Consider the following 12,097-nt stretch of genomic DNA (forward strand, 5'->3'; position numbering starts at 1 on the left):
AACCTGATCCGTCCCCAATCCGTACCCGAAAGGACTCCCACTGATGGCCAGAATCATCGTCGTCACCTCCGGCAAGGGAGGCGTGGGCAAAACCACCACCAGCGCGAGTTTCTCGACCGGTCTCGCGCTGGCCGGCCACAAGACCGCCGTGATCGACTTCGACGTCGGTCTGCGCAACCTCGACCTCATCATGGGCTGCGAGCGACGGGTCGTTTACGACCTGATCAACGTGATCCACCGCGAGGCCAACCTCAACCAGGCACTGATCAAGGACAAGCAGTGCGAGAACCTGTGCGTGCTGGCCGCCTCGCAGACGCGTGACAAGGAGGCGCTGACGCAGGACGGCGTCGAGCGCGTGTTCAACGAACTGATCGAGATGGGCTTCGAGTACATCGTCTGCGACTCGCCGGCCGGCATCGAGACCGGCGCGATGATGGCGATGCACTACGCCGACGAAGCGCTGGTGGTGACCAACCCCGAGGTCTCGTCGGTGCGCGACTCCGACCGCATCCTCGGCATGCTGGCCTCCAAGACCCAGCGTGCCATCGACGGCAAGGAGCCCGTCAAGGAGCACCTGCTGATCACGCGCTACAACCCGAGCCGGGTGCAGGGCGGGCAGATGCTGTCGATCGAGGACATCCAGGACATCCTGCGCATCCCGCTGATCGGCGTGATCCCCGAATCCGAAGCCGTGCTCGATGCCTCCAACCAGGGCCTGCCGGCGATCCACCTCAAGGGCAGCGACGTGTCCGAGGCCTACAAGGACGTGGTGGCGCGGTTCCTGGGCAAGGACGACCTGCCCATGCGCTTCACCGAGGCCGTCAAGCCGGGGTTCTTCAAACGCGTGTTCGGCGGGAGATGAGGTGATGAGCTTGCTGTCGTTTCTCATCGGAGAGAAAAAAAGCACCGCCAGCGTGGCCAAGGAGCGCCTGCAGATCATCCTGGCGCACGAGCGCTCGGGCCGCAATGCCAGCCGCCCCGACTACCTGCCCGCGCTGCAGCGCGAACTGCTGGCGGTGATCTCGAAGTACGTGTCGATCGAACCCGGCGACATCAAGGTGCACCTGGAGCGCCAGGACAACCTCGAGGTGCTGGAGGTCAAGATCGAGCTGCCCGACGTGCAGCGCTGAGTCCGATCGGTCAAAAAGAGCGGGCTTGGGCGCGCTCGATCAGGGATCGGCAGGGGGTGTCGTCGGTCAAGCTGGCGGCTTGTTGCGCTCAAGTCGGCCGGCCACCGGCCGACAACGCGGGATGCACCGGCAGACCGCGTCGGGCGACCGAGAAAAAAGGACACACCGTGATGATCGATTTCCCTCTGGTTCTGCTGTCGTGCCTGTTCATGGCGCTGCTGACGGCCGCGTTCGGCAGCCTGTTCCCGGCCGCCCACCGGCCGTGGTGGCACCCGCTGCGCCGCGCCGAACCGGCCACCCGCGCCAGCGCGGTGGCGACCGAGATCGATCCGCACCTGGCCGAAACCCAGCCGGTCACGCTGCCGCTGCAAGTGGTCGAGAGCGTCGACCGGCGCGGCCAGCCCCTGCCGTTCGTCGGCAAGGATCGGCGCAAGGCGGCACGTGCCGCCGCCCGCCACGAGCACCGCCGGCACGGCAACGGCCGCTGAATCACGGCGTCTCGACACCTGCGCGCCGCTCGCCGGCCTGCGCGTCGGCTCGATACCGCGCGGGCGATGTGGCCTTCTTCGCAGACCGCGACGAACAGGCGCAAGGTGACGGGATCGATCGGGCGTTGCATGGCGGGGCTTCGGGATGACCCTGGGTCGTTCCGGTGCGGAACGGATCGGCTTCCAAAGTAGCATCTTCGGGGCCTTTCGGAACCCCTGGAGTCCGGCCCCATGCACACACAACCTGCTCCCCCTGCCGACGCCGTGATCGTGCGCGAAGTCGGCCTGCGCGACGGCCTGCAGAGCATCCACCGCACGCTCGCCACCGACCACAAGCTCGACTGGCTGCGCGCAGCCCATGCCGCCGGCCTGCGCGAGATCGAGGTCGGCTCCTTCGTGCCGGCCAAGCTGCTGCCGCAACTGGCCGACACCGCCGAGCTGGTGGCGGTGGCGCGCACGCTGCCCGGGCTCGTCACCTCGGTGCTGGTGCCCAACCTGAAGGGCGCGCAGGCCGCGCTCGACAGCGGCGCCGACCTGATGCTGCTGCCGCTGTCGGCCAGCCACGCGCACAGCCTGGCCAACCTGCGCAAGACACCCGACGACGCGGTGGCCGAGGTCGGCCGCATCCGCGCCTTGCGCGATGCCAGCGGCTCGCGCTGCCTGATCGAGGTCGGCATGAGCACGGCCTTCGGCTGCACCATCCAGGGCCGGGTCGACGAGGCCGAGGTGCTGCGCCTGCTGCAGGCCGCGCTTGATGCCGGCGCCGACCGCGTCGGCCTGGCCGACACCGTGGGTTACGCCGATCCGCAGCAGGTGGCGCGGCTGTTCGAGAAGAGTTTTGCCGTGGCCGGCGATCGGCTCGCCTGCGGTCACTTCCACGACACCCGCGGCCTCGGCATGGCCAACGTCTACGCCGCCTGGCTGGCCGGCGTGCGCCGCTTCGACGCCTGCCTGGGCGGCATCGGCGGCTGCCCGCACGCGCCCGGCGCCAGCGGCAACGTGGCGACCGAGGATCTCGCCTACCTGTTCGCCAGCATGGGCGCGCCGACCGGGCTCGACTTCGACGCACTGATCGCCCTGCGTGCGCGGCTGGCCCAATGGCTGGCCGGCGAAACCCTGCACGGCTCGCTGTGGCGTGCCGGCCTGCCCAAAACGATGTTGAGTGCCTGACCCATGAACACACCTTCTGCTGAATCCGTGATGCCCACCGCCACCTCCGCACCCCAGCCCCTGGCCGGTCTCCGCGTCGTCGAGTTCACCCACATGGTGATGGGCCCGACCTGCGGCATGGTGCTGGCCGACATGGGCGCCGAGGTCATCAAGATCGAGCCGATCGACGGCGACCGCACGCGCCGCCTGCTCGGCGCCGGCTCGGGTTTCTTCCCGATGTTCAACCGCAACAAGCTGAGCATCGCGATCGACCTGCACCACGCCGACGGCGCCGAGGTGGCACGCCGCCTGGCCGCCAGCGCCGACGTGGTGGCCGAGAACTTCAAGCCCGGCACGATGGTCAAGTACGGCCTCGACTACGCCAGCCTCGCCGCCGTCAATCCGCGCCTGATCTACGCCAGCCACAAGGGTTTCTTGCCCGGCCCGTACGACCACCGCACCGCGCTCGACGAGGTGGTGCAGATGATGGGCGGCCTCGCGTACATGACCGGCCGGCCGGGCGATCCGCTGCGTGCGGGCACCAGCGTCAACGACATCATGGGCGGCCTGTTCGGCGCCATCGGCGTGCTGGGCGCGCTGATCCAGCGTGGCATCAGCGGGCGCGGCATGGAGGTGCAGTCGGCGCTCTACGAGAACAACGTCTTCCTGATGGGCCAGCACATGCTGCAGTTCGCCATGACCGGCAAACCCGCCGCGCCGATGCCGGCGCGCGAGAGCCCGTGGGCGATCTACGACGTCTTCACCGTCAAGGACGGCGAGCAGATCTTCCTGGCCGCGGTGAGCGACGCGCAGTGGTTCACCTTCTGCGATGCGCTCGGTTTTGCCGACCTCAAGGCCGACCCGGCGCTGGCCACCAACAACCAGCGCGTGCGCGAGCGCCCCCGCCTGCTGCCGGCCCTGCGCGAGCGCCTGGCGCTGCGCAGCGCCGCCGAGCTGTCCGACACGATGGAAGCCGCTGGCCTGCCGTTCGCGCCGATCCGCAAACCCGAAGACCTGCTCGACGACCCGCACCTGCTCGCCACCGGCGGCCTGGCCGACATCACGCTGCCCGACGGTGCCAAGGCCGGCCAGAGCGTCAAGACCACGCTGTTCCCGATCACGATGGACGGTGCGCGGCTGGGTGTGCGCCTGCAGCCGCCCAGGCTCGGCGAGCACACCCGCGGCCTGCTCGAAAGCATCGGCTACGACCCGGCCCAGATCGACACCTTGCAGGCGAACGCGGTGGTGGTCTGAGTGCCTGCGCGTCGAGGCAGGATCACCCTTGCGATGACAACAAAACCGGCCACCCGAACCCCGGCCACAGCCCACCCGGAGACAAGACCATGAAGAACATCCAGACCCGCCGCCAGACCCTGCGCCAGCTCGGTGCCCTGACCCTGGCCGGCGCCGCCGGCAGCGCCTGGGCGCAGGCCGCAGGCGACAAGACCGTGCGCATCGTGCTGCCCAACGCCGTCTCGTCGGGCGTCGACACCATCACCCGCACGGCGCAGAACGCGCTGTCCAAGGCGCTTGGCCACCCGGTGGTGGTCGAGAACCAGCCCGGCGCGGGCGGCGTGCTGGGCGTGCAGACGGTGGTGCGCGCCGCGCCCGACGGCCTCACGCTCGGCGTGGTGTCGAACAACGTGGTGATCTTCCCGAGCGTGCTCAAGTCGCTGCCCTTCGACCTGCACACCGACGTCACGCCGATCGCGATCTGCGGCTACACGCCGGTGGTGCTGGTCGTGAACCCGAAGGTGCCGGCCACCAACGCGAAGGAGTTCACCGCCTTCCTCAAGAGCAAGAACGGCGAGGCCAATTTCGCCTCGGGTGGCAACGGCACCATCCTGCACCTGGCGGCCGAGATGTTCCTCGACGAAGCCGGCGTCAAGGCCCGCCACATCCCCTACAAGGGCGTCGGCCCGATGCTGACCGACCTGATCGGCGGCCAGGTCGAGTTCGCCACCGCCGCGTTGCCCAGCGTGCAGCAGCACCTCAAGAGCGGCGCGCTGCGTGCCATCGGCATCGCCACCTCGCAGCGCGTGCCCGCCGCGCCCGACCTGCCGACCTTCGTCGAGCAGGGCCTGCCCGGCTACGTGGTCGAGGCCTGGTTCGGTGTGATCGGCCCCAAGGGACTGCCGGCGGCGGACGTCAAGCGCATCAACGCCGCGGTGGTCACGGCCTTTGCCGATCCGGGCGTGATGGAGGCGATGGCCAAGCAGGGCAACGTCATCAACGTCAGCACGCCCGAGCGCGCGCAAACGTTCTTCAAGGACGAGATGCTGAAGTACGCCAAGCTGGTCAAGAAGGCCGGCATCGAGGCCCAGTGAGCCGAGCGTGAGCGATGCCGCGCAGGTGCGGCGCCAGCTCGCGGGCGAGGCGCTGTCGCTCGCCGACATCGCCGCGCTGCGCGACGACGTCTCGACCGACGAGATCATCCCGCTGCCGGCGATGGTGCATTTCGACGCCACGCTGGGCCGTTACCCGCTCACCGGATACACGGCGGGCGGCGAGCGGCCGATCGGCGTCGACGCGATCCGCCGCGCCGGCATCGAGGTCATCGTGGCCGGCGCCCGCTATGGCAAGGGCAGCTCGCGCGAACACGCCGTGGTGGCCGAACGTTCGGCCGGCGTGCGGCTGGTGATCGCCTGCATCCGGCGCGGCGAGGCGATCTCGCTCGACGAGCTGCTGGCCGGCCGCGATCGTGCGTGCCGGCGGCCTGCTCGATCACGGCGCGGCGCACCTGACTGGCGCCCGCCCGGTCGTTGCGGCTGAAGACGGCCGGCCGCGCACGCTGTTCGAGAAGATCGTCGAGCGCCACCGCCTCGCGCTGGCCGATGGCGAAACCTCGCGCGCACCGCGAATTCGCCGCCCGCCACGGCCTGAAGGACCACGGTTATCTGCAGGCGCTGGAGGCGAGGGACGCCGGCAACACCGGGTCACAAGGCCGCGCCGGGCCGCCCCAAGCGGCCTTGACCCCCTCGGGGGGCGGGCTCGGCTTGTCGAGCCCTGGGGGCTCCGAAGGCATCTCGCATGCGATGGTGGCCGAGCTGTATGCGCTGCCCGGCCAGCTGCTGGTGGGCACCGATTCGCACACGCCGCACAGCGGCGCACTCGGCTGTGTGGCCTACGGCGGCAGCTGCACCGCCGGCAAACGGGAGGACTTCGACCACTATCACGCCGTGCTCGCCTGGGCCGCACAACGCGGCCTGCGCGTGGCGCCCGGCGTGCAGCTCTACCTGCAGTTCGGCACCGCCGCCGTGCGCGACTACTGCACCGAGCGCGGCTACCTGGCGGCCTTCGAGGCGGTCGGCGCCGAGCTGCTGCAGCCCGCCTGCGGCGCCTGCGCCAACTGCGGGCCGGGCTCGTCGACGCAATCCGATCAGGTCACGGTGAGTGCGATCAACCGCAACTTCCCGGGCCGCTCCGGGCCGGGACAGGTCTGGCTGGCGAGTCCGCCGACCGTGGCCGCGAGCGCGATCGCGGGGCGGCTGTGTTCGTTCGAGGCGTTGCAGGCGTCGGTGTGAGCGCCGGGTTCGCCCAGGACGCTGTGGCCTCCTCAGCCGACGGCCGTGTTTTCCACCAGCAATGCGATCCCCTGGCCCCCGCCGATGCACGCGCTGGCCACGCCCCAGCGTGCCCCGATGGCCTGCAGCTGGCGGGCCACGGTGATCGTCAGTCGCACGCCGGTGGCCGCCAGCGGGTGGCCCAGCGCGATGGCGCCGCCGTGCACGTTGAGCCTGTCCTCGGCCAGACCGAGTTCGCGGGCCACGGCCAGGGTCTGCGCGCCCTGGGCCTCGTTGACCTCGAAGCGGGCGATGTCATCGAGCGTCAAGCCCGCGCCGTCAAGCAGGCGGCGGATGGCCGGTGCGGGGCCGATGCCCATGATCTCCGGTGGCACGCCCACCACCGCGGTGGCGGCGATGCGTGCGAGCGGGGCGCGGCCCGTGCGGGCCTGCCAGTCGCGCACCACCACGCCGCTGGCGACCAGCGCGGCGGCGGCGGCGTCGGTCAGGGCCGAGCAGTTGCCGGCGGTCTGCACGCCATCCTTGAACACCGGGCGCAGCAAAGCCAGCACATCGGCCGGCGTGGGGCGCGGGTGGGTGTCGCGGTCGGCGCGCTTGTTCTTGCCCGACAGGCGCAGCGCGCGCGGCTGGTAGCCGGGCAGCTCGAACACGCTGCTTTCGACCGGCGCGATCTCGCCATCGAACCAGCCGGCCTCCTGTGCCGCGACGGCGCGCGCGAAGGAACGTGCGGCAAACGCATCGACCTCGGCGCGGGTGATGCCGTACTTCTGCGCCAGGTTCTCGGCGGTCTGGATCATCGAGACCGCCGCGACCGGGTCGGTGAGCGACTCCCAGAGGTAGTCCTTCAGCGCCGGCGTCTGGCCGAGCTTGAAGCCGCCGCGGTGGTCGAACATCGCGATCGGGTGGCGCGTCATCGATTCGGTGCCCACCACCAGCGCCAGGCTGGCGATGCCGGCGTCGATCTGCTCGCCGGCCTGGCGGAAGAGCTCGAAGCCGGTGCCGCAGATGCGCTGCGCCATCAGCGCCGGCACCTCCACCGGCACGCCGGCGTACAGACCGATGTGGCGCGGCAGGTAGAACTGGTCGAAGCCGCCCGGCGCCATGTTGCCGCCCAGCACCGAGTCGATGGCGGTGGCGTCGACGCCGCTGCGCTCGATCACCGCACGTGCAGCATGGATGCCCAGGTCGATGGGGTTGGCATCGGCAAAGGCCCCCAGGTGGTCGACCTGCGGCGTGCGCAGGCCGTCGATCAGGTGGACGTCGTCGAAGGCCTGATACAGGCCCGGCTGCTTGGGATGGCTCATGCGGTGCTCCGTGGGTAGCGACAGGGGGTGGGGCCGATCACGCCGGCGCCAGGAACCGGAGGCTGTCGAACATCGGTGGCCGCACCTTCCCTCGCGAGGGGACTGACCGGATTCTGTGGCCATGTGCACTATCATGCATCATGGTTAGTACTGATCCGAAAGTAACTGGCATCGAAATGCATCTGCCAGTTGCCCATCTGCACCGTGAAGTCGAATCGGTCGGCGACTCTTTTGCTTGCGAAACGCAAGTAATTTGCCTCGCTCACCGGTTCTCGGATCCCGCTGTACCCGTGACGGGGCTCGCCTTTCAGCGGTTCAGCACCTTCGCCACCGGATTGGGCCGCAGCCGGTACGCATCCGGCATGCCCGAGCCCAGCAGCGGCCGCAGGTAGAGCCTGAACGCATCCGTCACGTCGGTGCCGTTGGGCGCGATGAACTCGTCTTCCATCGTGCGCGTCTTGCCGGCCACCGCCGACAGCGGCAGCAGCTCGTAGTCGGCGGCGTAGTAGCCGGCGCGCTTGATCGCCACCGAGCCGTCGCTGCCGCCCCACATCGCGAACTGCACCGCCTTCTCGCCGACCTCGCGGGCCTCGCGCTGGTCGACGTCGGACACACAGCCGATGAACGAGCGCTGCAGGTAGCCGAAGGTGTCGCCGCGCACGCGCTTGATGCCCAGGCGCTGCTTGATCTCCTCGCACAGCAGGTCGGCCAGCGCGCCGGTGCCCGAGAGCTGCACGTTGCCGTGGGCGTCGTGCTCCAGCTCCTTGGCCAGCGTGCTGATGATGGGCGTGCCGGCGGCGTCGTGGATGCCTTCGCTGACCGCGATCACGCAGCGGCCGAAGCGCTCGTAGGTGGCCTTGACGTCGGCCAGGAACTTCTCGACCTCGAACACCCGCTCGGGCACGTAGATCAGGTGCGGGCCGTCGTCGGCGAACTTCTTGCCCAGCGCCGACGCAGCGGTCAGGAAGCCCGCATGCCGGCCCATCACCACGCCGACGTAGACGCCCGGCAGCGCCGCGTTGTCGAGGTTGGCGCCGGCAAAAGCCTGGGCGACGAAACGCGCCGCGCTCGGGAAACCGGGCGTGTGGTCATTGCCGACCAGGTCGTTGTCGATCGTCTTGGGGATGTGGATGCAGCGCAGCGCGTAATTGGCCGCTTGGGCCTGCTCGCTGACGATGCGCACGGTGTCCGACGAGTCGTTGCCGCCGATGTAATAGAACTGCCCGATCTCGTGCGCCTGCAGCACCTTGAAGATCTCCTGGCAGTATTTGATGTCGGGCTTGTCGCGCGTCGAGCCGAGCGCCGAGGCGGGCGTGGCAGCCACCATCTCGAGGTTGTGGCTGGTCTCCTGTGTCAGGTCGACCAGGTCTTCGTTGACGATGCCGCGCACGCCGTGGCGGGCGCCGTAGACCAGCTCGACGCCGCGGTGGCGGCGCGCTTCGAGCACCACGCCGGCGAGCGACTGGTTGATCACGGCGGTCGGGCCGCCGCCTTGGGCGACCAGGATCTTGCGGGGGTTCATGGTGTGGTGTCTCCTCGGAGGGTTCGTGGGCGCGTGGCGTGGCCGGCCGCAGCGGTCGTGTCGGAAAGCACGACGGGCAGGGATCGTACACGCGGCGCAGGGCCTGAGCGGCAGGCCCTTGGCGCCACCCGCAGGGGTGTCAGTCGAGCGGCTGACTCTGTGGCGTGGGCTTGAAATCGGCGCGGGCATAGCCCCGCTCGACCGCGCGCTGCAGCGCCGCGTCCAGATCGGCCGGCGCCATCTGCGGCGTGCGCGACAGCACCCAGCCGAAGCGCCGTTTCGGCTCGCCCACCAGCACCCAGCGGTAGTCGGGGTCGAGCGCCAGCACCCAGTAGTTGCCGTAGAACGGCCGGAAGAAGCTCACCCGCAGCTTGGCGTTGCCGCTGTCGGCCACCACCTTGGCGATGCCGGTCGCGCGGGTGACGCTGCCGTCGGCCTGGCGACAGCGGTTGATGACCTCGATGTCATCGCCGATCGCGCGGTAATGCGCCTTCGTGTCGGCCACGCACATCGCCTGAAAGCGGTTCGGCAGCGCGCTGATCTCGTACCAGCCGCCGGCGTAGCGGGCGAGGTCGACGGTGGCGACGGTCGGAAGTGGCGCCGTCGGCGTGGTGCTGCAGCCGGCGAGCACCGCCAGGGCGGTCAGAGCGGACAGCGCGCAGAGGGTGAGACGGTGGTGTCGAGGCATGGGCCCAGTATGGTGGATCGGCGCGGTATCGCCGCGCGCCACGAGAAGTGCCCCCGGGGCGGTAGGCGATGGCTACACTTTCTTGGCGGCCGCAACGACGCGCTGGCAGGCGGGATCACACGAACGGGGAGGCGGCATGTCCCATCGCTACACCACCGGCGAATTCGAGGTCCGGCCCGACGAACGCCGCGTGCTCCTGCGCGGCGAGCCGGTTCCGCTGGGCGCCCGGGCCTTCGACGTGCTGATGTGCCTGATCGCGCAGCGCGAGCGTGTCGTCACCAAGAACGAGCTGCTCGAACAGGTCTGGCCCGGCATGGTGGTGGAGGAGAACAACCTCACCGTGCACGTCTCGGCGCTGCGCAAGGTGTTCGGCGCGCAGGCGGTGGCGACGATCCCCGGCCGCGGTTATCGCTTCGTGATGGCGCTCGACGAAACGACCGGCGCGCCGGCCGTTGCACCGGTGCCCGCACCCGCGCCCGCATCCGTCGTGGGGGCCGATGGCCCGACCGGGCTGACACTGCCCGACCGTCCCTCGATCGCCGTGCTGCCGCTCGACAACCTGAGCGGCGACGCACAGCAGGATCTGCTGATCGAGGGCCTCAGCGAGGACGTCATCACCGAGCTGTCGCGTTTTCGCTCGCTGTTCGTGATCGCGCGCAACAGCAGCTTCAGCTTTCGCGGCCTGGCCCACGGCGAGCGCGACGTGCGCGCCATCGCCCGCGAGTTGGGCGTGCGTTACGTGCTCGAAGGCAGCTTGCGCCGCGCCGGTGATCGGGTGCGCGTGGCGGTGCAACTGGTCGATGCGGTGAGTGCCACCCAGCTCTGGGCCGAGAAGTACGACCGCGCGGTCGATGATCTGTTCGCGCTGCAGGAGGAGCTCACCCGCGCCATCGTCGGCGCGATCGCGCCGCAGATCGAAGCCGGCGAGTTCCAGAAGATCCGCAGTGCGCGCGGGCGCGATCTCAACGCTTACACGCTCGCCATGCGCGCCCGCGACACCGCGCGCCGCGCCGACCGCGAGGGCGACGCCACCACGCGCGACGAGGCGCTGCGGCTGGCGCACGAAGCGGTGGAGATCGACCCCGGCTGCGGCGTTGCGCTGGCCACCATTGCCTTCGTCCAGTGGCAGCAGATCTGGGCCGGCAGCGCCGCCTCGCCCGTCGATGCGGCCGTGGCCGGCCTGGCCGCAGCGCGCCGGGCGATCGCGCTCGACGGCTCGGATCACCACGCCCATCTGTGGAAAGCGATGCTGCAGCTGTTCACGCACCAGCACGCCGCCGGCCTGGCCGACCTGCAGCGTGCTCACGAACTCAACCCCAACGACGCGTTGACGCTGAGCCTGCTCGGCCAGTACCTGGCTGCCGAGGCGGACAGCGCGGCCGACGCGGCAACCGGCGTGCGCCATGTGCTCGACGCCCTGCGCCTGAGCCCGCGCGATCCGCTGCGCTGGTCGTTCCTGAACTCGCTCGCGTGGGCCTCGTTTGCCGCGTTCGACCATGCCGGCGCGGTCGACGCCGCCAGCCGCGCCCTCGGGGAGGCGCCGCAGTTCCCGCCAGCGCGGCTGTGCCGGGTGATCGGCCAGGTCGGCCTGGGTGCGATCGACGCGGCGCGGGCCGATTTCGAGACCTTGCGTGCGCTGGCGCCGCAGATGGTCGCCACCCGGCTGGCCGGCGACTGGTCCTACGCCAACCCGGCGCTGGTGCAGCGCGCCACCGCCTTCCTGCGGGTGGCGGCAGGCCTCGACGAGCCGGGCCGGCTCGACACCTGACCCGGGTGTTCATCGGTGCGATTCAGAACCTTTCAGAACGCTTGCGTGCGGCGACCGTGACCTGAACCGGCCCTCGACGGACAGTGCAGCCATCGACACCCCGTCGCTGACCCCCGAAAGGACCGCTGCCATGACCACCGCACCATCCCTTGCCGCCGCCCTCGCGATCGCCGCCGCTGGCATCTTCCCGGCCCAGGCCGCACCGGCCGACGAGCAGTTGCAGGACGTGCTGCAGCAGTACCGCAGCGCCGAAACCCGCGGCCAGTGGGTCAACGCCCTGATGCCCGAAGCGACCGGGCTGGCCAGCGCCGCAACCAGCGGCGACCAGCACCTGGACCGGATCGTCGCCACCTACACCCGCGAGCAGCTCGACCGCGGCGGCTGGGCCAACGCCTGGGTGCGCGAGGACCACTACGCCGCCGGCGAGCCGCTGCTGGCGGTGCGCGTCGGTGAAGGCGTCACCACGCGCGTGGCCTCGGCGCCGTTGCCGGTGCAGCAGTTCGCGCTCGGGCTGCGCCGCTGAA

At 70.2% G+C, this 12,097-nt stretch carries 12 protein-coding genes and 1 pseudogene; 10 read left to right on the plus strand and 3 right to left on the minus strand.

Going from position 1 to position 12,097, the window contains the following annotated elements; genetic code table 11:
• Positions 1-43 precede the first annotated feature (43 nt).
• The 8 genes and pseudogenes from minD to LCHO_RS23805 form a co-directional block, all read left to right on the plus strand.
• Complete coding sequence (gene minD, locus LCHO_RS00165) at positions 44-862, plus strand: septum site-determining protein MinD (protein WP_012345071.1); 819 nt, start codon at positions 44-46, stop codon at positions 860-862.
• 4 nt (positions 863-866) lie between these two features.
• Positions 867-1,130: a cell division topological specificity factor MinE gene (gene minE / locus LCHO_RS00170; RefSeq protein WP_012345072.1), complete on the plus strand. Its 264-nt coding sequence runs from the start codon at positions 867-869 to the stop codon at positions 1,128-1,130.
• 170 nt (positions 1,131-1,300) lie between these two features.
• Positions 1,301-1,618, plus strand: a complete 318-nt coding sequence (locus tag LCHO_RS23560) for a hypothetical protein (RefSeq protein ID WP_012345073.1) — start codon at positions 1,301-1,303, stop codon at positions 1,616-1,618.
• 231 nt (positions 1,619-1,849) lie between these two features.
• Entirely contained in the window at positions 1,850-2,788 is a 939-nt protein-coding gene (locus LCHO_RS00180) for a hydroxymethylglutaryl-CoA lyase (RefSeq protein WP_012345074.1), read from the plus strand.
• 3 nt (positions 2,789-2,791) lie between these two features.
• Positions 2,792-4,021 (plus strand): CaiB/BaiF CoA transferase family protein, encoded by a 1,230-nt coding sequence (locus LCHO_RS00185; RefSeq protein ID WP_012345075.1) that lies wholly within the window; start codon positions 2,792-2,794, stop codon positions 4,019-4,021.
• Between the two features lie 89 nt (positions 4,022-4,110).
• On the plus strand, positions 4,111-5,094 hold the full coding sequence (locus tag LCHO_RS00190) for a Bug family tripartite tricarboxylate transporter substrate binding protein (protein WP_012345076.1): 984 nt from the start codon (positions 4,111-4,113) through the stop codon (positions 5,092-5,094).
• A 7-nt stretch (positions 5,095-5,101) separates the two neighbouring features.
• On the plus strand, positions 5,102-5,539 hold the full coding sequence (locus tag LCHO_RS23800; protein WP_043703650.1) for a hypothetical protein: 438 nt from the start codon (positions 5,102-5,104) through the stop codon (positions 5,537-5,539).
• A gap of 251 nt (positions 5,540-5,790) precedes the next feature.
• Positions 5,791-6,291: pseudogene (locus LCHO_RS23805) on the plus strand (aconitase family protein); the annotation flags it as partial.
• A 32-nt stretch (positions 6,292-6,323) separates the two neighbouring features.
• Here the strand turns inward: LCHO_RS23805 and LCHO_RS00205 are convergent.
• The 3 genes from LCHO_RS00205 to LCHO_RS00215 all read right to left on the minus strand — a co-directional run bounded on the left by LCHO_RS00205 (position 6,324) and on the right by LCHO_RS00215 (position 9,805).
• The gene (locus LCHO_RS00205) at positions 6,324-7,595 is read right to left on the minus strand and encodes a thiolase family protein (RefSeq protein WP_012345077.1); all 1,272 of its coding nucleotides are present in this window, start codon (positions 7,593-7,595) and stop codon (positions 6,324-6,326) included.
• A 307-nt stretch (positions 7,596-7,902) separates the two neighbouring features.
• Complete coding sequence (locus LCHO_RS00210) at positions 7,903-9,117, minus strand: 6-phosphofructokinase (protein ID WP_012345078.1); 1,215 nt, start codon at positions 9,115-9,117, stop codon at positions 7,903-7,905.
• Between the two features lie 139 nt (positions 9,118-9,256).
• Positions 9,257-9,805, minus strand: a complete 549-nt coding sequence (locus LCHO_RS00215; RefSeq protein WP_012345079.1) for a lipocalin family protein — start codon at positions 9,803-9,805, stop codon at positions 9,257-9,259.
• Between the two features lie 136 nt (positions 9,806-9,941).
• Between LCHO_RS00215 and LCHO_RS21850 the strand changes: the two genes are divergently transcribed.
• Complete coding sequence (locus LCHO_RS21850) at positions 9,942-11,573, plus strand: winged helix-turn-helix domain-containing protein (RefSeq protein ID WP_012345080.1); 1,632 nt, start codon at positions 9,942-9,944, stop codon at positions 11,571-11,573.
• Between the two features lie 130 nt (positions 11,574-11,703).
• Complete coding sequence (locus LCHO_RS00225) at positions 11,704-12,096, plus strand: hypothetical protein (protein WP_012345081.1); 393 nt, start codon at positions 11,704-11,706, stop codon at positions 12,094-12,096.
• Position 12,097: the final 1 nt, after the last annotated feature.

Origin of the sequence: Leptothrix cholodnii SP-6, from assembly GCF_000019785.1 — a bacterium.
In the GTDB taxonomy this organism is placed as follows: Bacteria; Pseudomonadota; Gammaproteobacteria; order Burkholderiales; family Burkholderiaceae_C; genus Sphaerotilus; species Sphaerotilus cholodnii.

Excerpts from the sequence above, each read along its gene's own strand:
- LCHO_RS23560 (WP_012345073.1), top strand. The coding sequence starts at position 1,301 with ATGATCGATTTCCCTCTGGTTCTGCTGTCGTGCCTGTTCATGGCGCTG.
- LCHO_RS00185 (WP_012345075.1), top strand. The coding sequence starts at position 2,792 with ATGAACACACCTTCTGCTGAATCCGTGATGCCCACCGCCACCTCCGCA.
- LCHO_RS00215 (WP_012345079.1), bottom strand. The coding sequence starts at position 9,805 with ATGCCTCGACACCACCGTCTCACCCTCTGCGCGCTGTCCGCTCTGACC.
- LCHO_RS21850 (WP_012345080.1), top strand. The coding sequence starts at position 9,942 with ATGTCCCATCGCTACACCACCGGCGAATTCGAGGTCCGGCCCGACGAA.
- LCHO_RS00225 (WP_012345081.1), top strand. The coding sequence starts at position 11,704 with ATGACCACCGCACCATCCCTTGCCGCCGCCCTCGCGATCGCCGCCGCT.
- minD (WP_012345071.1), top strand. The coding sequence starts at position 44 with ATGGCCAGAATCATCGTCGTCACCTCCGGCAAGGGAGGCGTGGGCAAA.
- LCHO_RS00210 (WP_012345078.1), bottom strand. The coding sequence starts at position 9,117 with ATGAACCCCCGCAAGATCCTGGTCGCCCAAGGCGGCGGCCCGACCGCC.
- minE (WP_012345072.1), top strand. The coding sequence starts at position 867 with ATGAGCTTGCTGTCGTTTCTCATCGGAGAGAAAAAAAGCACCGCCAGC.
- LCHO_RS00190 (WP_012345076.1), top strand. The coding sequence starts at position 4,111 with ATGAAGAACATCCAGACCCGCCGCCAGACCCTGCGCCAGCTCGGTGCC.
- LCHO_RS00205 (WP_012345077.1), bottom strand. The coding sequence starts at position 7,595 with ATGAGCCATCCCAAGCAGCCGGGCCTGTATCAGGCCTTCGACGACGTC.
- LCHO_RS00180 (WP_012345074.1), top strand. The coding sequence starts at position 1,850 with ATGCACACACAACCTGCTCCCCCTGCCGACGCCGTGATCGTGCGCGAA.